This window comes from Halobacillus sp. AWH4_228 (genome assembly GCF_056158365.1).
Window position 1 is genome coordinate 2852632 of the sequence record NZ_JBSWTE010000001.1, and the last position, 23285, is coordinate 2875916.

A 23285-nucleotide genomic window follows, 5' to 3' on the forward strand; every position below is an offset into this window, starting at 1 on the left:
TACGGAATGAACATTCATTCCGTTTTGTGTGAAAGAAATGCCCCATCAATGATGATGACGCACAGCATCCCAGCAGCTTTCTTCAACTCCATGAAGTAAATCCCGGCTGGCTTCCAACTCTTCGGATCTGATCAATTGTTCAAGTTCTAAAAAGCCGCCGAAAATAATAGCAATCAAAGCGAGCGACGGCAGCTGGCGGATTTCTCCCCGCTCTTTTCCCTTGTCCAGAAAATCCCGGAGAATCTTCCAAAGACAGCTGAACTGTTTCCGGCTGGACTCATTCAGGAAATAAGCTCCGTTGTGCGTCTTAATAAAATAAAGCGCATGTTCGTGCTCATTTGTGAATTGGACCATCCGTTGAAACAAATGATGAAACTGCTCCCTGCTCGAGCTTTCTTGAGGATATTCCTCCTCCAGCATTCCTTTGAATGCCTGGACATAATGCTGGAAAAGCGTATTCACAAGAACTTCCTTGTTCTCAAAATAACGGTAAATCGTTCCTGCGCCTACACGAGCATCCCCGGCAATCATCGGAATCGTCGTAGCATCGAAGCCGCGTTCAGCAAACAATTTCAAGGCGCTGTCTAAAATATCTTCTCTCTTCGTTCTGTTTGTGGGCATCGGTGTTTCTCTCCTTAACCAAGGAATGAATTCTCATTCCTATTAAAATCTTAGTATAGTTTATCATACCCCTCAATCAATCAAAGGACTCATATCTGGTAACTTTATCTAATTCACGTCCAATTTTTTTCATTAGTGTGAAGATTCATTTACAATATTGTTAAATAATGGTTTACCTCTGCGTTTTTTGAGGAATGACCTCTATATAGAGAGAAAAAAATTACAGGGAGATGGTGAATCTATCTAAAAGGGGTTTTTCTATTGAAAAAGCTGCTTGCAGGTCTGTTTGCCATAGGTTTGATTTTCAGTAGTTTTGGAGCCGTAAGTGCCGATAATCATGACGGTGATAAAGACTGCCCTGATTTTGCTTCTGAAGAAGAAGCAAAAGAATACTGGGATGAAAAAGGCTACTCCGCCGAAAATGATCCAGAGCGTTTAGATGGAGACGGTGATGGTGTTCCATGTGAGGACTCCGATTATAGTTCCTCCGACAGTTCAGAGGAATCTTCCGATGACATGTCCTCCGGAGATGAGGATGCAGCCGAAGAAGAAGAAGAAACGATGTCCAGTGAAGAGGAAGGCGGGGAACTGCCTGACACTTCAGCACCGTACGCTACATATGCGTTGTTGGGGATGACTCTTTCTGTACTTGGTGGAACCGCTTTAGTCGTGCGCCGCAGGGAACAATAAAACGAATGACACCCTCTCCCCTCATGCAGACAGGCTCTCCTGCCTGTCTTTTTTATGCCGTAAAAAGAAGCAGACGCGCTCCTGCGTCTGCTTCTATCCTTATTTCTGAGCCGTGTCCTTTTCTTTCTTTTCCAGAAAGTATTTAATTCCTGCCACAGTACCAATACCGAGCAGTGCATACTTCAGCCCTGTAATGACAGCATCAGGATTCAGACCATTTTCCCAAAGCGAAAAACCGATACCGAGAAGGACGGCAATTATCGGAATAAATCGATTGGACACCCGGCGGGTCTGACGGATGGCGTACAAAACGACGGCCAGACCAATATAGGGGGTGAAATCCATCATGATTTCCATCGTGCATGTCTCCTTCAAGTGAAATGGGGCTTCCTGTTATCAGCCTATTCACGAAGAACCAGAGGTAGACATGACCCGTTAATCTTCTATGTTGACGATGACACAGCCGTAACCTTCTCCACTGTCAATAACCGCATTGGCTTCTGCAATGTCTTCCAACGGGTAGATTTTATCAATACGGTGGAGAAGCAGATCGGACCGCAGTGCTTCATCAATATCCTCAATGGCCTCCTGCTTCGCTTCTTCCGGCATGTCATAAACGATGATCATACGGATCGTTAAGTTCATGAACATCATACGCTTGAACGGAAGAACAGGCTCCGGGACGACCGTTGAGGAATATGTGGCAATTACACCTCCGACTCGGATGATGTCCAGCACGCTCTCCAGATTCGCTCCAAATTCCACATCAATGACACGGTCCACTTTCCGGCCTCCGGTAAAGTCCAGCACCTGTTCAACCATATCATCAGACGTATGATTGACAATAAAATCCGCTCCTGCTTCACGGCAGTAGTGGCTGGATTCTTCATTACTCGCCGTCGTAATGACGACCGCGCCGGCAAGCTTGGCCCATTGGATCGCATAGTAGCCGACACGACCGGCTCCCCCCGTAATGAACAGGACTTCTCCTTCTACCGGTCCATCAGCAAAAACGCTGCGGTGGGCGGTCATGACAGGAATACCGAGGCAGGCCCCTGTTTCAAAGCTGACCTCTTCCGGCAGTTTTACAGCTCTCCGGCTTTCCACCGCACAATATTCCGCTGCTGTTCCATACTGTCGTTGAAACTGGGCCTGGTACACCCATACTCGTTCCCCGATCCTCGCGTGGGAGACGCCTGGTCCGACAGCTTCGATTACACCCGCCCCGTCACTGTTAGGGATGACTGGTCCACCATCCAGTAAGTTTTGAAAAGAACCTTGTCGTTTTTTTGTATCAGAAGGATTCACTCCTGAAGTTTTCATTCGTATCAATACTTCTCCATGTCCGGGTTCAGGAGCAGCGTACTCCCCTGTCTGCAGCACCTCTTCCGGTGCACCGAATGCTTCAAACCATGCTGCTTTCATACAAATAACCTCCTTGATTTTCTCCCCTTACTATACCCTGGATGCTGAAATACAAAAAGCCTGCAGAAAGCAAAAAGGCTGTCGAGATCATCTCGACAACCAGAAAGAACCAAAATTTTGGTTCTTATTTAGGCAGGGTCGTTTTACCGTCCAGGACTTTCTGGACGTCTGTAAAATCCATTTGATGAGCTTCGGCTACCTGCTTATAAGTAACAAGGCCATTGACAACGTTCAGGCCTTTACGTAGAGCCGGACTGTCCAGACAGGCTTTCCGCCACCCTTGACCAGCGATCTGCAGAGCATACGGAATCGTCACATTTGTAAGTGCGACGGTAGAGGTCTGAGGCACAGCCCCCGGCATGTTTCCTACTGCATAATGGACGACGCCATGTTTGATATAGACGGGATCATCATGAGTGGTTACATGATCCACCGTTTCGACGATCCCCCCTTGATCGACAGCTACATCCACAAGCACGCTGCCTTTCTTCATCGTTTTCACCATCGCTTCTGTAACGAGTTTCGGCGCCTTTGCTCCCGGAATAAGGACGGCACCGATCACAAGATCGGATTCCTCTACGGCTTCGCTGATATTCAACGGATTGGAAACGAGTGTATTGATCTGCCATCCAAAAATATCATCCAGCTGCCGGAGACGCTCAGGACTTAAATCGATGATGGTGACTTCCGCTCCGAGACCGACGGCAATTTTAGCCGCATTTGTACCGACGACCCCGCCGCCGATGATGGTCACTTTTCCACGTTTCACCCCGGGCACGCCACCAAGAAGGATTCCGGTCCCCCCGAGCGGACGCTCTAAAAATTGTGCGCCTTTTTGAGCTGCCATCCTCCCTGCCACTTCACTCATCGGCGTCAAAAGCGGCAGGGAGCCGTTATCGGTCTGCACCGTTTCATAGGCGATAGCCGTCACTTTCTTATCGGCCAGCGCTTTTGTCAATTCTTCATCCGCAGCCAGGTGCAGGTAGGTAAAAAGAATGAGTCCTTCATAAAAAAACCCATACTCCTCCGCCAGCGGTTCTTTTACTTTCAAAACCATCTGCTGCCCCCAGGCTTCTGAAGCTGAACCGACAATCGTCGCACCGACCTGCTTATAATCAGCATCCGAAAAACCGGAACCTTCCCCGGCTTTTGTTTCCACAAATACCTCATGGCCCTGCTGAATCAGTGTAACGGCCCCTGCCGGTGTCATAGCGACCCGGTTTTCATTATTTTTCATTTCCTTCGGGATTCCAATACGCACGCTGAAAACCTCCTGTCATTCTCTAAAGGGTGTAGATAGCCTCGACCAGTGTATGGATCAGGAAGGTGACATCCTCCTCTTCAATCGATAACGGCGGTGCCAGTGTTAATATGTTATTGTAACCGGCTACCGTCATCCCATTCTTCCCGATAATGATGCCTTTGTCCTTACACCGGCGGATGACGGTATTGACTTTTTCCACAGCCAGCGGCTCTTTCGTTTTTTTATCGGTGACGAGCTCGATTCCAATCAGCAGCCCTCTGCCTCTGACATCTCCTACATACTTATGCCCCTGCAGACGTGTTTGCAATTCGTTTTTCAAGTGATCCCCCAGCTGTCTGGAACGTTGGAAAAGCTGTTCCCTCTCCATTATTTCAATGTTTTTCAGGGCAACGGCGCAGGAAGCAGGGCTGCCTCCAAATGTATTGATATGCCGGAAGAAGTCGTAAGTCTCCTCTCCGCAGAAGGCTTCATAGATTTCTCTTTTCACAGCGGTTGCTGACAAGGGCAGGTAGGCACTGGTCATGCCCTTGGCCATCGTGACGATATCAGGCTGCACCCCGTAATTCATAAATCCGAACGGCTGACCGGTCCGTCCAAAGCCGCAGATGACTTCATCCACAATCATTAAAGCCCCGTGTTTTTCGCAGATGGACTTTACTTCCTTCATATAATTTTCCGGCGGAACGATGACGCCTCCCCCTGTGATAATCGGTTCCATAATCACTCCGGCAATGGTTTCGTTGTACTCCCAGGTCATAACCTTATCGATATCCTCCGCTCCCCAGCGGTCCGCTTCACTATGCTGACTGCGGTATTCATCAGGCGGAGCTACATGAAGAAAACCTGATCCCAGCGGTTCATATTTATATTTCCGCTGCGCCTGACCTGTAGCAGAGAGAGAGCTTGTCGAGTTCCCATGATACGCGCGGTAACGGGAGATGAATTTGGACCGGTAATGATCTCCCTTCTGCTGGTGATACTGCCGTGTCATTTTGAACGCCATTTCATTCGCTTCGGACCCACTATTGGAAAAGAAGACGACATAGTCTCCCCCGAGCATGTCATTGATTTTTTCAGCCAGATTTACGGCAGGCTCGTGGCTTTCGGTCATCGGCATGTAGGACAATTCCTTCATCTGATTATAGGCGGCCTCTGCCAGTTCTTCACGGCCATATCCGATGTTCACACACCACAAACCTGACATCGCATCCAGAAAGCGACTGCCTTGCACATCCGTAATCCATGAACCTTTGGCACTTTTCGCGATCATTGTATTTTCAGGCTTGTAAGGCTTCATGGAGTGCCATACATACTTTTCGTCCTTTACGAACATATCATTCTGCACATCCGCTTTTGTCATGGAAAAACCTCCCCATTCCTGGATAATTATTTGAATTATCTTAATTATCCAACATTAAAGAACAGGTTTCATTAGACATTGTGTTAAACCGTCCTCCGAACGCTTACACATAATGACAACACGCTTGTATGGAGGTCAGGCATGGAGAGCCTGCTGGTATTCATGAGCGACAAGCGCAAATTCGATCACCTGACGTTTTTCACAGTCCATGAAGTCCGCTCCGAGCAGCATTTCCAGCTTCTCGAGCCGGTGATAAAGCGTCTGTCGGACAACAAAAACTTTGTCTGCCGTTTCTTTCTTGGAACCATTGCAGGCAAGATACACCCGTAAGGTTTCCAGAAGCTTCGTATTATGTTTTTGGTCATACTGTATAATCGGCTCTAAATATTCATCGACCAGCCCGTTGAGGTTGCTGTGTTTATGTACAAGGGAGATGAGCCGGTACATGTGCATATCATCATAAAAATATCTGTGCTGTTCAGGTGGAAGATTGCTTTGCAGCGTCAGCGTTTCCAGTGCGGTCTGGTAACTTTCACTGACCTGATCCAGGCGTCGTATATATTTTCCGACCGCAATTTGGAAAGAAGCCACCGACGGATCATTCAGCATGCTGATTTTTTTCAATCTGTCCACACCCGACTTCATGCGGATCTTCCAGTCCTCCTCCTTTTTTCGGTTCAAGAGGATGTACGTAACCAGCTGACGGCGCTGCACTGGAAAAACGTAAAACCCATTCTGATCAAAAATATTCTGCACAAGCATGTTCAAGTACGTAACATCCGGATTGGTGCGCCGTTCGTCGGCCATGTTCATTTGAATGGTCACAGCCGCAGCCCCGGATGAAGGCAGCTGAATTTTGTAGCGGGGAAGACGGCTTTCGATTTCCTCTTTGGTATGTTCTCCTTCCAGCCAGCCCATCAGCCATTCAGTTTCCTTCGCCTTTCGTTTCTCCTCTGTATACAATTCCCGGAGAAGGTACTGAGCAAGAGCCGTGGCTGTGCGGTCGAGAAGGAGCGATTCGAATTCTCCGAGCTCCCGTCTTCCACATAATAAATAAATGACAGCAAACTCCCGTTCCAGCACTTGGACAGGCTGCTGCAGCAGCCACCGTTTCCGCTGAGCGGGCGGGGCATTCAATTCAGCAAGCGCCTCCTCCCTCTCCTTATTTCTAAGCTGTGGCACCGTGACCACCGTGTGATCTTTCGTGACATAGATCAATTGGCAGTTCACATACTGCTGGAGATTCTTAAGAATATCAAAATAGTTATCAATGGACAGCAGGCGTTTATTCAGGCGCTGGGCGTAATCCTCGAGGCTGGAAATCCGTTCATACTGATGGTTGATCAAATCGGCATGGATCTCCCGGGTGATTTCAATAAAGGAAACCTCTTTCTCGAAAACGATGACAGGGAAGTCGTGCGCATCTGCAAAAGCCAGAGCATCCTCTGACAACTCCTGAATAAACGTACCGAGTTCGATGCAGATGCCGGCGACGTTCCGTTCAACCAGCTGCTGAAGCAGACCCAGCAGCAATCGGTCATCATTTTTCCATCCAAATCCTGTAGAAAGAATAAGCTCTCCACCCTTGAGGTTTTCTCTTACTTCCGTCATTTCAAAGACATGCACCCATTTCACTGATTTCGAAAGTCCAGCATGTCCCGATATGACTCTTGCCGATGAAAAATGGTCTCGTTTCAGAATGTTTTCAATAGACATGGAATCTTTCATACAACGCCCCCCTCTTTTTAACGTATACCAAAAGGCCGTGATAATCGAACATCTTGTAAGATAATCTCACATAGAGGCTGAATCATTGGATAGTAAGGGTTTGAACACACTTACATTCCCCCGTCGGTCAGAAAATCTTCCCTGATCGATTCTGTAAGCGCTGTCATTATTCTTCATAAAAAAACCGTCTCCCTCTATTTTAACAGGAACGAATAAAAAAGACAGAAAAAAAAGCAGGGAGCCTGCCCCCTACTTCATTTCCTGTTTCTTCTGCTGTTGAAATAATATCGTTGAAAAATATTTTCTTGAATCCGGATGAAGAATATGAAGCCTCTCCACCTCAGGCTGGTCCGGATCACTGCCTTTGTACATAAACTCGAGGAAAGCTCCGCTTAAATTTTCTGTTACAGCTTTTATGACATACCCCTGTTCCAATAAAAAGTCGATTTTTTCCCTTTCTGCATGAAATTCACGATGGTCTGACATAGTATTCCTCCTTTAAACATCTGCTTTTTGTGTTAAATCCTCTGTCCCTGTTCGTTTTCCAAGCTTCTCTTCTACAAATCCTTCCCCAATGATCCAGTCTCGTCCAACTGTGATTCCCAAGTACTCATCATCACTCGGGTTCTCGATCTCAGCCTGCGGATGCTTTTTAAAATACCAGTGCTTGGCAAGCAGGTAGTAACAGAGCGCTCCGATCCCAAATCCTACGAAGAAGGACCATGTACTGAATAGATAGGCGAATACGCTGCCAATGATCCAGGAAATCATACCAGCCCAGTTCACCCCGCCGTCGTAGGTATACTGACCGCCGCTCTTATACAGATCCGTGACATTCATCCGGCGTCTTCTTAGTAGATAGTAATCAGCAAAGATGATCCCGACAATCACAGATAGAATCGCCGCCGCTATTAAGAGGACGGGAATCAGCAAATTAAAAATACTCCACGGCTGTATGACCGTTCCGACAAGCCCCGCTAAGAACACCCCTGCCCAGAAAGGCAGTTTCGGGCCGCCGACGTTGGAAAAGATCGTTGCAGCCGGAACAATATTCGCACTCACGTTTGTCGACCACTGAGCCAGTACGATCATGAGAAGGAGAATCCCAAGGACAAGTCCGCTCGCTGATTCCTGCAGGGCAACGACCGGGTCAAAATTGGAAACCGCAATGTACGAGACAGCACCCAGCACAACGATAAACGTCTGGGTTAGAGGCAGACCGACGAGACTTCCGACCATGGCCCCTTTATTCCGCTTGAACCAGTTCCTCTCATATTTTGGAGCTTTGATGAACCTGGATATGGAAGAAATATCCGCCGCCAGCGTCGCCCAATATCCCATATTACTGACCACAACGATGACAAAAGCCGTGAAAGCCGCCCCACCGGTCACCGGGCTTTCCACCCATGCCCAGATATCCTTGCCCTGTTCCCCTGCAGTACCTGTAAGGTTGAAGTACATCCATACCCCGATCAAAATAATGATCGGCGCGGCAAGATCCGCAAATTTTTCAACAGCCTTGATTCCAAGTGCGGTATTAAAAAGCTGGAATAAAGCAAACAGAATATAGCAAATAAACCAGTTATCAAAGCTGAATAAAATGTTTAAAATGCCGTTAATGGCTGTGGATCCGAAGTAGGTATTGATTCCAAACCACATCGATGCAGCCACACCGCGGATGACGGATGGAAAATGGGTGCCGACGATACCGAAGGGAGCCCGCATGTATACGGGAAAAGACAAGCCATGTTCGATGCCGATGTCTGCAGTCAGAGTGATGGCCAGACCGATGAGTATTGTACCGAGAAGCGTTCCGAGGACAACCCAGATGAGAGAGATGGACTGGACCCCTGCTCCACCGATGGCGAATGCAGCTAAAACGACAGCCATCCCCACCCACATAAACGTAAATCCGAGGGTGCCGATTTTCTTCTGATCATGGGGAATGGGCATAAGGTCCGGGGACATTAAATGATTATCTTTCCTGCTCATGAAGCCGTCTCCTCCTAAGTTCACCTTTAAATTTCGCTGTCCGACAGCCGCCGGACAGCGTGTTTATTTCTTTCACGAGGGCGTGTTACTTTTGGTAAAGCTTCTCCTGAGAAGACGTTTGACTGCCAAACTTGGACCGTTTCAAATAGCGGCCGCTGCCGATTTTTCCAACAAACTGCTGATCCTTAATGACAAATTCCCCACGGGAGAGGACGCTGACCGTCTGTCCGGTCACCTGCATGCCTTCAAACGGATTGTAATCCGCGGCCATGTGGCTTGTCTCAACAGAAATCGTCCGCTCCACATCCGGATCAAAGATGACGATATCCGCATCGGCCCCAACGGAAATCGTTCCTTTCTGCGGAAATAATCCGAACGTTTTCGCTATTTTGGTAGAAGTCATATCAACAAATTCATTCAAACTGATCCGGCCTTTTTTCACACCTTCCGAGAATAATATACTGACACGGTCTTCAATGATTGGACCGCCATTTGGTATTTTAGTAAAGTCCCCTTTGCCAAGGTCCTTCTGTCCCTTGAAATCGAAAGAGCATTGATCCGAACCGAGCGTCTGCAGATCGCCGGTCTTCAATGCGTTCCACAACACTTCCTGGTGGTGTTTTTCTCTAAGGGGAGGGGACCAGACGTATTTTGCCCCTTCAAAGTCCGGTTTTTCCAAGTAGCTTTGATCCAGAACCAAGTACTGCGGGCACGTTTCACCTATGACGTTATAGCCTTTCTTCCTTGCTGCAGCAATGGCTGATACGGCCTGCTCACAGGTGACGTGGACGACATAAAGCTGCGAATCGGCCAGTCCGGTCAACTCTGCCGCCCGGTTGGTCGCTTCCCCTTCCACTTCCGGCGGGCGGGTCAGCGCATGATAAATAGGGTCGGTCTGTCCTGCATCAAGGGCCTTTTTCACTAGGTGATCGATGACATCCCCATTTTCGGCATGCACCATGACAAGCGCTCCCAGCTTCTTCGCTTGTTCCAGCGTTTTAAAAAGTGTGCCGTCATCGGACTGGAACACATTTTTATACGCCATAAACACTTTGAAAGAAGTGATGCCCTCGTCTTCAATGACGGTAGGAAGCTGATCCAGTACACGTTCGTTCATTTCGCTGATCATCAGGTGAAAGCTGTAGTCGATGACCGATTTATCCTGAGACTTGGCATGCCACTGATCGATGGAATTCTGGAGCGGTTTTCCTTTATCTGTTAAACAGAAATCAATGACTGTTGTCGTTCCACCATAGGCCGCAGCAATGGTTCCTGTTTCAAAATCATCCTTACTGACCGTGCCCCCGAACGGCATTTCCAGGTGGGTATGCGGGTCAATCGCACCTGGGAAAATGTAGCGCCCGGAGGCATCCACGACTTCGGCCGAAGTTTCATCAAAACCTTGGCCGATCATGGCGATTTTTTCATCTTCGATCAAAAGGTCCGCCTGATACGTATCTGCTGCCGTGACAATCGTTCCATTCTTTATAATTTTTCTCATCCAATCCCTCCATGTTATTTACTTGATCAAATCTACACTGCACGATGGTGTGGCTCCAATCGCTGCCTGCCGTTCGTTCCACGTCATCGGAGGCTTCCCGTTGGCATACTCCACCATATCAATCGCCCCGTCCACCGGACAGACGATGCTGCACAAATTACATCCGACACAGTCTTCCTCGCGCACCTTCAAAATGTCCCGGCCCTTTTCATCCTTGAGCATATCAATGCACTGGTGTGACGTGTCTTCACAGGCAATATGACACTTATTACAGTTGATGCACACATCGTTGTTGATTTTGGCAACGACCTGATGATTGAGATCAAGGTTTCCCCAGTCCGAATACTTCTCGACAGACTTTCCGACAAGGTCCATGACCGAATCAAGGCCCTTGTCATCCAAATAGTTGTCCAATCCGTCGATCATATCCTCAACGATGCTGAAGCCGTGGTGCATGGCCGCTGTACACACCTGCACACCCGTCGCGCCCATCAGCATGAACTCGACCGCTTCCCGCCAGCTGGAAACGCCGCCCATGCCCGAAATCGGTACATTGATTTTCGGATGTCGGGCACATTCCGCCACCATGTTCAGGGCGATCGGTTTCACGGCCGGACCGCAGTACCCTCCGTGCGCGCCTTTGCCGGCGACGTTTGGTACCGTATCCCATGAGTCCAGGTCCACGCCGGCGAGGCTGTTAATCGTATTGATCATACTGACCGCATCTGCGCCGCCATTGACGGCTGCTTCCGCTGTAAAGGTGATGTCGGTAATATTCGGAGTCAGCTTAACAATGACCGGGGTCTGCGCCACTTCCTTCGCCCAGGCGGTCTGTTTTTCCACAAGCTCAGGAACCTGACCCGAGGCCGCCCCCATGCCGCGTTCTGCCATGCCGTGGGGACATCCGAAGTTCAGCTCAAGGCCGTCCACTCCGACATCTTCCACGCGTTTGACGATTTCGTGCCATTTTTCCTGTGTTGGTTCCACCATTAAGGAAGCGATGATGGCATGATCCGGAAATCTTTTCTTCGTTTCATAGATTTCCTTCAGGTTCACTTCAAGCGGACGGTCTGTAATCAATTCGATATTGTTAAATCCGGCCACACGCTTCCCGCCATAGGAAACAGCAGCGAACCGGGAGGACACGTTCAAGATTGGATCGCCAAGCGTTTTCCAAACAGCTCCTCCCCACCCCGCCTCGAAGGCACGCTGCACCTGGTACCCCGAGTTGGTCGGGGGAGCGGATGCGAGCCAGAAAGGGTTGGGGGATTCGATCCCTGCCAGATTTAATCGTAGGTCAGCCATAAGATTCCTCCTCGTAGTTTTTGTAAAGTTACACCGCAGCCGTAGGCGTCGGAGAGAGCTGTTTATGAATCGCCATAGCGACTTCCTTGCCCTGCTGGGCAGCCGTGACGACCATCGCCTCTCCCTGCCCTTTCGCAAAAATGACATCGCCGGCGGCAAAGACATGGGATTGGGAGGTTCTCAGTGTGACTGGATCGACTTTAACGACGCCGCCTTCATGGTCCAGACCAAACGATTCAATTAAATCGGTGTAGCGCGTCTGACCGATGGCTTTGATGACCGCATCCGCTTCTATCAGGAATTCGGATCCGGGTACGGGTTCCGGTCTTTTCCTTCCATCTTCCCCAGCAGACCCAAGCTTCATCTCCACACATTTCAAATGCGTGACGTGACCCGTTTCATTACCAAGAACTTCTACAGGCTGGGTCAGCCAGTGGAACTGTACATCATCCTGTTTTGCAAAATCGTACTCAAACTCATAGGCTGTCATTTCTCTGCTTGTCCGGCGGTAGACGATTTTCACGTCCTCCGCCCCTTTACGAGCGGCACAGGTGGCTGCGTCAATGGCTGTGTTTCCGGCTCCGATCACAATGACCTTGCGTCCAAGCAGCTCATCCGTTATCGGACCGGACTTTGTTTCTTTCACAAATTCAATCGCATCATGAACACCGGTCAGACCCTCTCCGGGGATCCCAAGCATCGGTACGTGACCCATACCGATCGTCAAGGCGATCGCATCAAACTGCTCGGACAGCTCTTCGAACGAAATATCCGCTCCAACCGCCGTATTCGTTCTGATTTTCACGTCCAGCTTTTCCACCTGGTCCACTTCCCACCGGGAAATTTCCTGCGGCAGCCGGAACGATACGATCCCGTATGTATCCAGACCACCGGCTTCCTCTGCTGCTTCAAAAATTGTGACATCATAGCCGAAACGGGCAAGTTCCCGTGCGGTAGACAAGCCGGCAGGTCCGCCGCCGATCACAGCGACACTCATCCCATTTTTCTCTCCGGGTTTGAATAACAGCTGTTCATTTTTAATGGCCCAGTCTGTGGCGAAACGCTGCAGATCACCGATTAAGATCGGTTCTGTCGAATGGTTCAGGACACAGGCCCCTTCACAAAGTTCTTCGGTCGGACAGACGCGGGCACATGTGGCACCGACAGGGTTGGAGGACATAATCGTCTTCGCTGATCCCTTCAAATTCCCGGAAGCAATTTTTTTAATGAACTTCGGAATATCGATCCCTGTCGGGCAGGCCTGAATGCAGGGCGCATCATAGCAGTACAGACAGCGGTTGGACTCCTCCATCGCCTCCTGGGCATTCAATCCATCATGGACCTCATTAAAATTCACCTGAAGATTCTCCAGTGATATCCCCTTGCTTTTCAACTGAGTCACGCTGATCCCCCTCTTTCAGTAAGATACGGATTTATAAAAAAAGCCCTGCATAGATCCTTTTCAGCCCCCGGCCCTATGCAGAACTCTCTGTTCAGATCGTGATGGGTCATTACGGGAGAAGCTCACCCATTTTTTCATACGTTTCCGGGCGTCGGTCACGGTAGAACTGCCAGGTGTCACGAACTTCACGGATGAATTTTTTGTCCATTTCCCCGAGGATGACCTCATCCTGATCCCGGCTGCCTTCTGCGACAAAGCTGCCGCGCGGGTCAACCAGGTAGGACTGGCCGTAAAACTCGCCCATATTCCATGGACCTTCGTAGCCGACACGGTTGATCGCCCCCAGGTAATAACCGTTCGCAACGGCATGGGCCGGCTGTTCCAGCTTCCATAAATATTCGGAAAGCCCGGCTACGGTAGCCGATGGATTGAAGACGACTTCTGCACCGTTCAGACCAAGGACACGGGCACCCTCAGGAAAATGGCGGTCGTAGCAGATGTAGACCCCAACCTTGGCATAGGCCGTATCAAAAACCGGGTAGCCGAGGTTGCCTGGTTTAAAGTAATATTTCTCCCAAAATCCATACCCTTTGTCCCCAACACCCACCTGCGGAATGTGATGCTTTCTATATTTGCCGAGATAAGAACCATCCGCATCAATGACCGCCGCTGTGTTGTAGTACGTGGCAATCCCTTCCCGCTCATAAATCGGAAGAACAATGACGACCGACAGTTCTGCAGCCAGATCCTGAAACAGCTTCGTCGTCGGACCGTTCGGAATTTCCTCTGCGGCGTCGTACCATTTCGGGCTCTGCTCGGAACAGAAATATGGACCATAGAAAATTTCCTGCAGGCAGATGATCTGCGCTCCTTTTTGCGCCGCTTCACGTACCAGAAGCACATGCTTTTCGATGGACTGATGCTTGTGGACCTCTACAGGTTCACTACCATCCACATCATGTGAAGCTTGAATTAAACCGATCTGTACTTTATCTGACATAGGTGCTCCTCCTCCTACCGCTTTAATTTTATAAAATTCATAATATTTAGTTATTTAATCATACAATACAGGTTTTTGTCGGAAAATCCATTATACAAAGTGTCAAAACCTTGCTGGATCCATTGTTAAAGGTGGAAACAAAGAAGGAAGAAGCGTCCCATCTGCTTCTTCCTCCATCTTCCTTAATACCAGCGCTGTGTCAGCATTTTACGTTTCGTATAAAAGTTCAAGCCATCTTTTCCATTGGCATGCAGATCCCCATAAAACGACTTTTTATTTCCGGAGAACGGGAAAAAGGCCATCGGTGCAGGTACATTCACGTTCACTCCGAGCATTCCCGCATCCATTTCTTCCCGGAACTGCTGGACTGCTTTTCCGCTGGACGTATAGATGACGGCACCGTTGGCAAATTCCGACTCATTCGCCGTTGCGATCGCTTCATCAAGAGTATTCACCCGGACGATGCTTAAGACAGGGGCAAAAATTTCATCCTTCCATATTTTCATATCCTTGGATACATGATCGAAAATGGTTGCGCCAAGGAAGTATCCGGAATCATGCTCCCGGAGCTCTACCCGGCCGTCTCTGATTAAGGCCGCGTTTTCTTTTTCTCCGGTTTCAATGTAGCTCAGCACACGCTCACGGTGAGCTTCACGGATTAATGGCCCGAGGGTTGTATCATCATCGAGACCATTGCCTACATTCAACTGATCCGCTGCTTCTTTTATCTTTGCAGCAAGGCTGTCAGCCACATCGCCCACGGCAACAACGACAGAGCAGGCCATGCACCGCTCGCCCGCACTTCCAAAAGCGGCATTGATGATCCCTTCGACCGATTTATCCAGGTTACAGTCCGGCATAACGATGGAATGGTTTTTGGCGCCGGCCAGCGCCTGGACGCGCTTCCCATGCTGTGAAGCCGTTTTATACACATATTCCGCTACAGGCTGGGAACCTACAAAGGAGACAGCATCGACCTCTTCATGCTCAAGCAGGCCGTTGACGACATCATGCGCCCCGTTGACAAGGTTAAGCACCCCTTTCGGGAGTCCCGCTTCATGGATGAGCTCCACCAGCATTTTTGCTAAAATCGGCGTCCGTTCCGATGGCTTAAGAACAAAGGTATTCCCACATACAAGCGCAAGCGGGAACATCCAGAGCGGAACCATCATAGGGAAATTAAATGGGGTGATACCGCCGACGACCCCGACTGGATACCGGTACATCCCTGAATCGATGCCTTCAGCGATATCCGGAAGCACATCCCCCATCATGAGACTCGGAGCCCCTGCTGCAAACTCCACACACTCAATGCCGCGCTGTACTTCTCCTGTGGCATCCTTTTTCGTCTTTCCATTTTCCTGTGTCAACGCTTCAGCCAGTTGATCCCGGTTTTCAATCAGAAGCTGCTGATATTTGAACATGATTCTCGCTCGTTTCGGTACTGGAGTCTTCTTCCAGGACTGAAAAGCCTCTCTCGCTGATTGGACCGCTTGATCCACATCTTGTTTAGTTGAAATAGGGACCCTTGCAATGGTTTCTCCAGTTGCCGGGTTTGGAACTTCTTCCACCTGACCTCCTTCAGAAGGAACCCACTCGCCATGGATAAAGTTTTCAATAACCACCTGATTCGACTTCGAGAAAGTTGTCGCCATCCTGTCACCTCTTGTTTCATATATTTTTCACTCAAGATAAGTATAAATTCTGAATTTTTACACATCAATGGACGAAACGTTAAATGAATGGCGGTTGGAATGAACAGAATGACACGTAAATCCTCTATCCAGCACCCTGGAAGAATGGAGGGATAAGAAGACGGTCACGAGGGCAAGCTAGCGGAAGTGGATCTGCACCAATTTTAACCATTTGTACATAGGGGGTTACGCATCATGAAGAAAAAGAAGGCCGTACAACCGGAACAGCATCAAGAACGACAGCCTGGTTACGAGTATGAAATGAAGCCGCTGCCGGAGTATGCAGATGAGACCTATAAAGGAAGTGGAAAACTGGCGGGGAAAACCGCCGTGATCACCGGAGGAGACAGTGGGATCGGCCGAGCGGTCAGCCTGCTTTTTGCCAAGGAAGGCGCTGATGTAGCTGTCCTTTATCTGGATGAGCATGAAGATGCAGCCATTACGAAGAGCTTAATCGAGAAAGAAGGCAGGCGCTGCGAGCTGTATCACGGGGATATCGGTGGACCGGAGTTTTGCGAAACCATTGTCGAACAAGTAGTAAAGACATTTAAAACCATAGATATTCTTGTCAACAATGCAGCCGTTCAATATCCGCAGACAAGTGTGCTCGATATTTCCAATGAACAGCTTCTGGAAACATTCCGCGTCAATTTCTTTTCCTACGTTTATATGACGAAAGCGGTCCTGCCTCATATGAAGAAGGGATCCTGTATCATCAACTCTTCTTCGGTGACAGCTTACAAAGGGAACGATCAGCTCATCGATTATGCATCAACCAAAGGTGCCATCACCTCTTTCACCCGTTCCCTCGCCGGATCCCTGATCGATCAGGAGATACGTGTGAACGGCGTGGCCCCCGGGCCGATCTGGACGCCGCTGATCCCAGCTAGTTTTGACAAGAAAAAAGTGGCGGAATTCGGTTCGGACAATCCCATGGGCCGTCCAGGCCAGCCGAGGGAAGCGGCCCCCGCCTATGTCTATCTGGCCTCCAGTGATTCCAGCTATGTCACAGGTCAGATGCTTCATGTAAACGGAGGAATTCCTGTCAACGGATAAAAAAGCTGCGGAAGCGGCTTTTTTTTCGTTCATCGATCGCCGTTTAACCGACTAACGGAGTGGTCGACGTGTTATAATTATCCATAATTGTATGGGAAGGATGGTGTCGCTTATGGCCCGAACCAGTTTCTGTCATTGTTTCAGCAATCAAGAAGACCTCGCTCAAGGTACAGCATCCACCCGGACCTATCTTGCCTTCTGTGTAGTAACCGGCAGGGAAGGTGCCATTGAGTTCAGCTTTCAGACGACCTATATCGATCAAAGCAAAGAACCCCCATTTGCTACATTCTACGGGGTGTCCAGCGAATGGGAAGAGGATGCCGACTCACCAAAAAAACTGCGGATCCACAGCCGCTCTCCGCTCACAGATGACGGGCAGACCCCGTGTGAAAAACCTTTTCTACGATCACAGGATCTCTTTTACTCGTACACCGTCAATCTGGATCTACATAAACTGAAAGCCTACCAGAAAAATCCCGATACTTATCTGACAACGATTCATTCGAAGGTGTTGTATGAGGAGTTAAAGGCGGTGTATACCGGCATCTTTAAAACAGCGCCTGTCGATACGGAGCATGATCATTTTATGCTTTTAGTGGATTGAAACAAAAAAAGGATGGGTCCGGTCATTTTAAACGCTGGTTGATCCGGTCCAATCCTTCCACTTTCGCTTTCTCCACGTTCAATTCTCTTTTCAAAAGCACATTCTCTGCCGTCATCCCGGCCAGGATCGATATGCCGATCAATGTCCGCAGCAGGCCCGGTTCCGGTACAAGGTATGTGACTGCAAAAACCGCTGCTGCAGCGCCAATTAAAAAATCGGCTAAAAACCCGAGATAAATGCCCTTTGGACGTCTCCGCCTTCTTGGGAAAACCAAAACCTTTCCGTTTCTCATCAAATGAGCCACAACGCCTGTCATCCCTCCGATACAACCGGCAATCAGGAGCGTGTCCACATTATTGATCCCCCTAAACTTAAAAAAGCGGCCGCTGGAAGATATTTAGAAACATAAGAACTATGCACTAATCATCCACCAAAGCGGGCCGCCTCGATAAGTCTTTTATTGTATAAACGAAAAGTTACTATAATGAACATGCTACCTTCAGTGTACAACATTCCAAAAAGAAAATAAATACTTATTTTCAATTTTGTTCTTCAAATAACAATAAATGTAATTTTAAGTTTTTTTCACATCCAGTAAGTGTTGGATTTCTGCTTCATAGTAATCCACTTCTTTTTTGGAAGTAGCCTCCATCATACCCTGTAGCAAGGGTTCATAGTTTTTCTTCTCCATTTTGTCTGTAGATTGAAATACGGCTCTGCTCTCCTCATAGTGATCCAGAAATAATTGAAGCTTCATGTAATAGTACCGGGTTTCCTCCAATGAAACGGCTTCTCTGAAAGCATCCAGCAAATCGTCGAATTCTTCATCTTTTTTCTTTTTCCCCATATCCTGCCTGCCGCACCTCCTGAAGAGATTTGTTAAAGAATTAATTTCTATTTATTACCCATTATACAAGAATATGTAACGGCTCACGTTAGAGAATCCGAATTTCTTCTATAAAAAAAGAAATGATACAGCCTCTCCTTGACGAGAAACTGTACCATTTCAGCACGTGGGTTTGTATGATTCCGATTGGGCTCGAACCAACGACCTCCACCCTGTCAAGGTGGCGCTCTCCCAGCTGAGCTACGGAATCAAAATAATAATGGGTATTTCCTGGTGACAAGTAATAATATACTACGGAAAAATCGGAGTGTCAATATAGTGTGAAGATTTTTTTAAAGGTTTGTAAATATGCACGAGGAAGGCTTCCCATCAAAGGTTTTTCAATAAGGTCCGGATCGCCGCTGAGCGGTCCATGCCATTCTCTTTTGCATAACTCTCCAGCTTCTTGTAGGATTCTTCATCCAAACGCACATGCAGGGATCGGGTCAGTTTATCCTCGGTCTTCTTTCGCGGGCGCCCACGCTTGATGTGCCGCTTTCCATCCTCATCCATCCATACATCAAGGGTGACTTCCCCTTCTTTTTCAATCACCTCGGCACCGTTGTTTTCTTCCCACAACTGCTGAGCCCTTTCCTTGTAACCGGTCATCTGCCGGATATCTTCTTCAGGGAGACCAGCATGTGCCGCCTTTTCCCTGAACTTATGTTTCAAAAATTCCTCCAGTTCTTCATAAGAAGAAAACGTCAACTGCTTCATAATCTCCGTCCTTTCCATCTCTGTCCATTATGCCGGAATTCTTAATGAAATGAAACAGCTTTAAACTTTTTTGTGGCACAAAAAACATTCATCTAGTATACTGGGATTGTTACTTTTTGTAGCACAAAAATGAAAGGCAGGAGATCCTATGTATATCGAATCGAAATATATAACCGTTAAGGAAGGGTACATAGAGCAGCTGGTTTCCCGCTTCAATCAGCCGCTTCCTATAGAAGACATGGAGGGATTCCAAGGAATGTCCATTGCTGTAGAGAAAGCCCGTAAAGGAGAACAGATGGTCATCATCACTACAAGATTCGCCTCCAAGGAAGATTATAAAGCGTGGAAAAAAAGCGATGCCCACGTGCAGGGCCACAAAACAAAACAAAAGCCTGATTTTGTTCTGAACACCTCTCTTGGCCTTTACGAAGAGATACTGAGTAAATAAAATAAAGAACCTCTATGTCGGCCAACATAGAGGTTCTTTGTTTATAATAAGGTCTCTCTTTCCTTATCCGGGAGGCTTCTTCCCTGTTTTCAATTCGATATGGATGATTTATGACGTTTTCAAGGAAAGCGTGACGGGCTTTCTGTTTTGTAGGTTTTGTATATTTCGTTCATAATAGAAAAAGAACAATCATACAGAAGGCAGGTTTTTCACATGAATAACAGCAAACGATGGATTGATCTAAGAGACAGTTTTCTTTTTCTTCCCGCCATTTACAGCGTGATTTCCATATTGAGCGTTGTGATCTCCATTCTTCTTGATGAATGGATCGTATCCAATTGGAAGGACGCCCTTCCCGGTTTCCTCCTTACAGGCAGCTCAGTGGCTCAAACACTGTACGGATCGCTCGTCACCTCCATCTTAACGATGACAACCATCAGTTTCTCCACCATTATGGTTGTCCTTACAACCTATACCACTCAATTCTCTCCCAGGACACTTCAGGACTTTATGAAAAGCCGGATCACCCAGCACGTGTTGGGGGTCTTCTCCTTCGGCTTCATTTTTTCCCTGCTGCAGTTGTTCCTGCTTGGGAAGGATTCCGGATCCGGATTCATCAGTCCGTTTTTAACCGTTTTCGTATCCATCGTCTGCCTGGCTTTCTTTATCATTTTCATTCACCACTCTTCCCGTTTCATCAAAGTGAACAATTTAATCGGCACCATTCGCCAGAGCACGTCTGATTTGATCAACGGAACCTTTTCCGAGAAAAATTACGACCGTTACACCGAATGGGATCACGAGGAAATTGAAAGACGAAAGAATTCAGAGAAAAGAGTCATTGCGACAGGGGAATCCGGATATATCCAGAGTGTCAATTACTCTTCCTTGATTCAATGGGCGGAGAAAAATGACCTTTTATTGGAGACCACCTTTTCCATGGGGGAATACATTCAGAAAGAAATGCCCCTGTTCTATTACTGGGTAGAATCAGAGCAGGAGAACCTCACACCAGAAGAAGCAAGAGATTTTGTCGTGATCGGCAACGAGCGGGTCGACATTCAGGATATAGAATTTTCACTGCAGAAGCTTGTGGAAATCGCCGTGCGCGCCATTTCCCCAAGTCTCAATGATCCTCATACTGCCACGAACTGCATCAACCGGATCGGCTCCCTCCTCGTTGAGCTCGCCGATGTATATGAGCCGATCCGATATTACCCGGACGATAATGACCACCTCCGTCTTATCGCAGAGCCGGTACCTTTTAGTGAATACTTGTATAAATGCTTCTATCAAATCCGCATTTACGGACACCATGATGTGTCCGTCATGAACTCCGTTATGGAAGTATTGTACAAACTGGCATTCATACAAAAGGAGAAAGTCCAGGACGACGTGTGGAGATTCGGCCGTTACATTATTAAGGCTGTTGATGTAGAGAATATGGACGAGCTTGATTTTGAGCGGTTTAACCATCAGGCACAGAAACTGGCCGATGCGTGTGGGACAACCATTTCCTTGAAGAGCGATGATGCTTCATAACCTGTGTACCAAATAAAGAGAACCGTCCATATTCCGGACGGTTCTCTTTTGTGTATTAATCGCTGCCGGATATGATCATATCGTCTTCCATCTCGGCAAGAAGGGTGGCAGGTGACACTTTATCACCTTTCTTAATATGAAGCTTTTTCAGGCTGCCGCTGATGCCCACCGCTACCTCTGACTCTGTCCCGTCCCGCTTAATAACAAAAAGGGGTTCCCATTCATAGACATACTCCCCGTTCTGAACGAGGACTTCGGTCACTTCTCCATAACACGGGGAAATGATTTTTTCGGGCCGCATGGTTCATTCCTCCTGTTCTCACCACGCCCGGTCCAGCTCAGGGCGTTTGAAACAGCATATGTGGGAGAAGAGGACAAGATGACTGGAAAATAAAAAAGAAGTGACGCAGCCTCTCCCTGGATGAGAAACTGCGCCACTCCGGCACTTTGTATGATGATTCCGATTGGGCTCGAACCAACGACCTCCACCCTGTCAAGGTGGCGCTCTCCCAGCTGAGCTACGGAATCTTATGTAGAAATTTGTCGTTTTTTGCTGACAAAGATTAATATACTATGGATCACAATTGAAGTCAACATGATTCGACAAACTTTTTTACAAACCTTCCTCCTCCCTCCATCATTTGGGTTATTGATCTGTTCCACTTTTTCAACAATTCTATGATAAAATAAGAAGTGCAACGTTTACATCGAATTTTAAGCGGGAAATTTTCATATACTTCCGTGCTGTAAGGAGGTGGTCTATTTATGGGTAGAGACGGATCCATGACCGAGTACACCATAAACAGTCAGTACTTAGACGAAGAAATGACCCTTCGTGTGTATACGCCGAACAACTTCTCTCCTCTATACAAGTACCATTTCTGTATCATGCAGGATGGAAACGATTATTACTCCATGGGGCGCGCTGCCACTCTGAGCGATAAGCTCCACAGGGAGGAACGTATGGAACGGACGATTTTCATTGGTATACATTACAAGGATAAATACGACCGCAGGGAGAAATACCATCCTGACGGCCAGAGACAGGGAGACTACGTCAGCTTCCTCATCAGGGAGGTCGTCCCATTTCTTGATGAACAGCTGCCCGGGTATAATATGGGGAGAGGCCGGACACTGGCCGGGGATTCCCTTGCCGGAACCCTTGCCTTAATGACAGCTGTTAAATTCCCGAATATCTTCGGAAATGTCATCATGCAGAGTCCTTATGTCGATGATCACGTCCTGGAAGTCGTCGACACAGGGCGGCAGCTTTCTTCATTAACCATCGATCACACCATCGGTCTGGAGGAAACGGACGTGGAGACGACAACCGGTGAGCGGATGGATTTTCTTGAACCAAATCGAAAGCTGCGGGATCTTCTACAGGAAAAGCCGGTCTCCTATACGTACCATGAGCTGGATGGCGGTCATACTTGGGGATCCTGGCAGAAGGATTTTGAACGGGCTTTATTGAACATATTTAGTGGTGAATAAACGTTTTAAAATGGGACAATCAGGAGGTTAGTTCAATGAAATACGGAATAGCAGTGTTTCCATCAAAAAAAGTACAAGATGTAGCGAATTCTTACCGCAAGCGATATGACCCTCATTACGCGCTGATTCCTCCTCACATTACGATGAAAGAGGCGTTTGAAGCGGAGGAAGATCAGATTGAAAGTGAAATCATCCCCCAGCTGAGGGAAATTGCCAAGAACACAGAGCCATTCTCCTACGGGGTGTACAAGGTAAGTTCCTTCTCTCCCGTAACCAACACCATCTACCTGAAGATTGAACCATCCGATGAAATTTTTGATTTGAATGATAAACTTTACACTGGTGTACTGCCGGAAGAAAAAGATTTCTCCTTCGTTCCGCACATCACGATTGCTCAGAAGCTTTCAGACGAGGAATTTTCCGATGTATACGGCAGCCTCACTATGCTTAAATTCGATCTGCAGGATCAGGTCGATCGTTTCCAGCTTCTTTACCAACTTGAAAACGGCGCATGGAGTGTCTATGAGACATTCCGCCTTGGCAGAGGGTGAAGCTC

Annotated in this window: 24 protein-coding genes and 2 tRNA genes; 7 read left to right on the forward strand and 19 right to left on the reverse strand. The window is 48.0% G+C overall.

Translation table 11 applies throughout. The annotated features are described in order from the left end of the window. Window positions 1–45 precede the first annotated feature (45 nt). Window positions 46–621: a TetR/AcrR family transcriptional regulator gene (locus ACXADP_RS14750; RefSeq protein WP_027953584.1), complete on the reverse strand. Its 576-nt coding sequence runs from the start codon at window positions 619–621 to the stop codon at window positions 46–48. Window positions 622–882: 261 nt separating this feature from the next. Here ACXADP_RS14750 and ACXADP_RS14755 point away from each other — a divergent pair, with 261 nt between their 5' ends. After that, a complete protein-coding gene (locus tag ACXADP_RS14755; RefSeq protein ID WP_474971824.1) occupies window positions 883–1311 on the forward strand; it encodes an excalibur calcium-binding domain-containing protein in 429 nt (142 codons plus the stop codon). A gap of 99 nt (window positions 1312–1410) precedes the next feature. Here the strand turns inward: ACXADP_RS14755 and ACXADP_RS14760 are convergent, their stop codons facing one another. From ACXADP_RS14760 to ACXADP_RS14815, 12 genes are all read right to left on the reverse strand, one after another. Further along, window positions 1411–1668, reverse strand: coding sequence for a phage holin family protein (locus ACXADP_RS14760; protein WP_027953582.1), 258 nt, complete (start codon window positions 1666–1668; stop codon window positions 1411–1413). A gap of 78 nt (window positions 1669–1746) precedes the next feature. Then, window positions 1747–2736, reverse strand: coding sequence for an NADPH:quinone reductase (locus ACXADP_RS14765; protein ID WP_474971825.1), 990 nt, complete (start codon window positions 2734–2736; stop codon window positions 1747–1749). Between the two features lie 124 nt (window positions 2737–2860). After that, window positions 2861–3997, reverse strand: a complete 1137-nt coding sequence (gene ald / locus ACXADP_RS14770) for an alanine dehydrogenase (RefSeq protein ID WP_474971826.1) — start codon at window positions 3995–3997, stop codon at window positions 2861–2863. Between the two features lie 22 nt (window positions 3998–4019). Beyond that, a complete protein-coding gene (locus ACXADP_RS14775; protein WP_474971827.1) occupies window positions 4020–5360 on the reverse strand; it encodes an aminotransferase in 1341 nt (446 codons plus the stop codon). Window positions 5361–5495: 135 nt separating this feature from the next. Next, window positions 5496–7088, reverse strand: coding sequence for a PucR family transcriptional regulator (locus ACXADP_RS14780; protein ID WP_474971828.1), 1593 nt, complete (start codon window positions 7086–7088; stop codon window positions 5496–5498). A gap of 249 nt (window positions 7089–7337) precedes the next feature. Then, on the reverse strand, window positions 7338–7574 hold the full coding sequence (locus ACXADP_RS14785; RefSeq protein WP_474967902.1) for a hypothetical protein: 237 nt from the start codon (window positions 7572–7574) through the stop codon (window positions 7338–7340). A gap of 12 nt (window positions 7575–7586) precedes the next feature. Next, the gene (locus ACXADP_RS14790) at window positions 7587–9080 is read right to left on the reverse strand and encodes an NCS1 family transporter (protein WP_474967901.1); all 1494 of its coding nucleotides are present in this window, start codon (window positions 9078–9080) and stop codon (window positions 7587–7589) included. Between the two features lie 85 nt (window positions 9081–9165). Continuing rightward, window positions 9166–10581 (reverse strand): dihydropyrimidinase, encoded by a 1416-nt coding sequence (gene hydA, locus ACXADP_RS14795; protein ID WP_474967900.1) that lies wholly within the window; start codon window positions 10579–10581, stop codon window positions 9166–9168. Window positions 10582–10599: 18 nt separating this feature from the next. Next, entirely contained in the window at window positions 10600–11886 is a 1287-nt protein-coding gene (gene preA, locus ACXADP_RS14800) for an NAD-dependent dihydropyrimidine dehydrogenase subunit PreA (RefSeq protein ID WP_474967899.1), read from the reverse strand. A 28-nt stretch (window positions 11887–11914) separates the two neighbouring features. Further along, window positions 11915–13288, reverse strand: coding sequence for an NAD(P)-dependent oxidoreductase (locus tag ACXADP_RS14805; protein ID WP_474971829.1), 1374 nt, complete (start codon window positions 13286–13288; stop codon window positions 11915–11917). 109 nt (window positions 13289–13397) lie between these two features. Next, a complete protein-coding gene (locus tag ACXADP_RS14810) occupies window positions 13398–14288 on the reverse strand; it encodes a nitrilase-related carbon-nitrogen hydrolase (protein WP_474971830.1) in 891 nt (296 codons plus the stop codon). 182 nt (window positions 14289–14470) lie between these two features. Then, complete coding sequence (locus ACXADP_RS14815) at window positions 14471–15943, reverse strand: CoA-acylating methylmalonate-semialdehyde dehydrogenase (protein ID WP_474971831.1); 1473 nt, start codon at window positions 15941–15943, stop codon at window positions 14471–14473. A gap of 234 nt (window positions 15944–16177) precedes the next feature. Here ACXADP_RS14815 and ACXADP_RS14820 point away from each other — a divergent pair, with 234 nt between their 5' ends. Next, window positions 16178–17038, forward strand: a complete 861-nt coding sequence (locus tag ACXADP_RS14820) for an SDR family oxidoreductase (RefSeq protein WP_474971832.1) — start codon at window positions 16178–16180, stop codon at window positions 17036–17038. A gap of 112 nt (window positions 17039–17150) precedes the next feature. Beyond that, window positions 17151–17642, forward strand: a complete 492-nt coding sequence (locus tag ACXADP_RS14825; protein ID WP_474971833.1) for a hypothetical protein — start codon at window positions 17151–17153, stop codon at window positions 17640–17642. Between the two features lie 22 nt (window positions 17643–17664). Here ACXADP_RS14825 and ACXADP_RS14830 read toward each other — a convergent pair whose 3' ends face one another. The 4 genes from ACXADP_RS14830 to ACXADP_RS14845 all read right to left on the reverse strand — a co-directional run bounded on the left by ACXADP_RS14830 (window position 17665) and on the right by ACXADP_RS14845 (window position 19245). After that, window positions 17665–17994 carry a DUF4257 domain-containing protein gene (locus ACXADP_RS14830; protein ID WP_474967893.1) on the reverse strand — a complete coding sequence of 110 codons (330 nt, stop codon included), beginning with the start codon at window positions 17992–17994 and terminating at the stop codon, window positions 17665–17667. 222 nt (window positions 17995–18216) lie between these two features. Further along, window positions 18217–18489 (reverse strand): hypothetical protein, encoded by a 273-nt coding sequence (locus ACXADP_RS14835; RefSeq protein ID WP_474967892.1) that lies wholly within the window; start codon window positions 18487–18489, stop codon window positions 18217–18219. Between the two features lie 177 nt (window positions 18490–18666). Continuing rightward, a tRNA-Val gene (locus ACXADP_RS14840) sits at window positions 18667–18739 on the reverse strand. Window positions 18740–18858: 119 nt separating this feature from the next. Beyond that, window positions 18859–19245 (reverse strand): ribbon-helix-helix protein, CopG family, encoded by a 387-nt coding sequence (locus tag ACXADP_RS14845; protein WP_474971834.1) that lies wholly within the window; start codon window positions 19243–19245, stop codon window positions 18859–18861. Between the two features lie 148 nt (window positions 19246–19393). On the opposite strand from ACXADP_RS14845, the gene ACXADP_RS14850 reads away from it, so the two are divergent. Together ACXADP_RS14850 and ACXADP_RS14855 are read left to right on the forward strand one after the other, a co-directional pair. Further along, entirely contained in the window at window positions 19394–19693 is a 300-nt protein-coding gene (locus ACXADP_RS14850) for an antibiotic biosynthesis monooxygenase (RefSeq protein WP_474971835.1), read from the forward strand. 213 nt (window positions 19694–19906) lie between these two features. Continuing rightward, the gene (locus ACXADP_RS14855) at window positions 19907–21235 is read left to right on the forward strand and encodes a DUF2254 domain-containing protein (RefSeq protein ID WP_474967889.1); all 1329 of its coding nucleotides are present in this window, start codon (window positions 19907–19909) and stop codon (window positions 21233–21235) included. Window positions 21236–21290: 55 nt separating this feature from the next. Here the strand turns inward: ACXADP_RS14855 and ACXADP_RS14860 are convergent, their stop codons facing one another. After that, a complete protein-coding gene (locus ACXADP_RS14860) occupies window positions 21291–21536 on the reverse strand; it encodes a biotin/lipoyl-containing protein (protein ID WP_474967888.1) in 246 nt (81 codons plus the stop codon). A 154-nt stretch (window positions 21537–21690) separates the two neighbouring features. After that, window positions 21691–21763, reverse strand: a tRNA-Val gene (locus tag ACXADP_RS14865). A 237-nt stretch (window positions 21764–22000) separates the two neighbouring features. Between ACXADP_RS14865 and ACXADP_RS14870 the strand changes: the two genes are divergently transcribed. Continuing rightward, the gene (locus tag ACXADP_RS14870) at window positions 22001–22729 is read left to right on the forward strand and encodes an alpha/beta hydrolase (protein ID WP_474971836.1); all 729 of its coding nucleotides are present in this window, start codon (window positions 22001–22003) and stop codon (window positions 22727–22729) included. A 35-nt stretch (window positions 22730–22764) separates the two neighbouring features. Continuing rightward, window positions 22765–23280, forward strand: a complete 516-nt coding sequence (locus tag ACXADP_RS14875) for a YjcG family protein (RefSeq protein ID WP_474967886.1) — start codon at window positions 22765–22767, stop codon at window positions 23278–23280. Window positions 23281–23285: the final 5 nt, after the last annotated feature.

Excerpts from the sequence above, each read along its gene's own strand:
- ACXADP_RS14850 (WP_474971835.1), top strand. The coding sequence starts at position 19,394 with ATGTATATCGAATCGAAATATATAACCGTTAAGGAAGGGTACATAGAG.
- ACXADP_RS14835 (WP_474967892.1), bottom strand. The coding sequence starts at position 18,489 with ATGGGGAAAAAGAAAAAAGATGAAGAATTCGACGATTTGCTGGATGCT.
- hydA (WP_474967900.1), bottom strand. The coding sequence starts at position 10,581 with ATGAGAAAAATTATAAAGAATGGAACGATTGTCACGGCAGCAGATACG.
- ACXADP_RS14790 (WP_474967901.1), bottom strand. The coding sequence starts at position 9,080 with ATGAGCAGGAAAGATAATCATTTAATGTCCCCGGACCTTATGCCCATT.
- ACXADP_RS14750 (WP_027953584.1), bottom strand. The coding sequence starts at position 621 with ATGCCCACAAACAGAACGAAGAGAGAAGATATTTTAGACAGCGCCTTG.
- preA (WP_474967899.1), bottom strand. The coding sequence starts at position 11,886 with ATGGCTGACCTACGATTAAATCTGGCAGGGATCGAATCCCCCAACCCT.
- ACXADP_RS14845 (WP_474971834.1), bottom strand. The coding sequence starts at position 19,245 with ATGAAGCAGTTGACGTTTTCTTCTTATGAAGAACTGGAGGAATTTTTG.
- ACXADP_RS14775 (WP_474971827.1), bottom strand. The coding sequence starts at position 5,360 with ATGACAAAAGCGGATGTGCAGAATGATATGTTCGTAAAGGACGAAAAG.
- ACXADP_RS14820 (WP_474971832.1), top strand. The coding sequence starts at position 16,178 with ATGAAGAAAAAGAAGGCCGTACAACCGGAACAGCATCAAGAACGACAG.
- ACXADP_RS14875 (WP_474967886.1), top strand. The coding sequence starts at position 22,765 with ATGAAATACGGAATAGCAGTGTTTCCATCAAAAAAAGTACAAGATGTA.
- ACXADP_RS14785 (WP_474967902.1), bottom strand. The coding sequence starts at position 7,574 with ATGTCAGACCATCGTGAATTTCATGCAGAAAGGGAAAAAATCGACTTT.
- ACXADP_RS14815 (WP_474971831.1), bottom strand. The coding sequence starts at position 15,943 with ATGGCGACAACTTTCTCGAAGTCGAATCAGGTGGTTATTGAAAACTTT.
- ACXADP_RS14760 (WP_027953582.1), bottom strand. The coding sequence starts at position 1,668 with ATGGAAATCATGATGGATTTCACCCCCTATATTGGTCTGGCCGTCGTT.
- ACXADP_RS14825 (WP_474971833.1), top strand. The coding sequence starts at position 17,151 with ATGGCCCGAACCAGTTTCTGTCATTGTTTCAGCAATCAAGAAGACCTC.
- ACXADP_RS14860 (WP_474967888.1), bottom strand. The coding sequence starts at position 21,536 with ATGCGGCCCGAAAAAATCATTTCCCCGTGTTATGGAGAAGTGACCGAA.
- ACXADP_RS14765 (WP_474971825.1), bottom strand. The coding sequence starts at position 2,736 with ATGAAAGCAGCATGGTTTGAAGCATTCGGTGCACCGGAAGAGGTGCTG.
- ACXADP_RS14810 (WP_474971830.1), bottom strand. The coding sequence starts at position 14,288 with ATGTCAGATAAAGTACAGATCGGTTTAATTCAAGCTTCACATGATGTG.
- ACXADP_RS14780 (WP_474971828.1), bottom strand. The coding sequence starts at position 7,088 with ATGAAAGATTCCATGTCTATTGAAAACATTCTGAAACGAGACCATTTT.
- ACXADP_RS14855 (WP_474967889.1), top strand. The coding sequence starts at position 19,907 with ATGAATAACAGCAAACGATGGATTGATCTAAGAGACAGTTTTCTTTTT.
- ACXADP_RS14870 (WP_474971836.1), top strand. The coding sequence starts at position 22,001 with ATGGGTAGAGACGGATCCATGACCGAGTACACCATAAACAGTCAGTAC.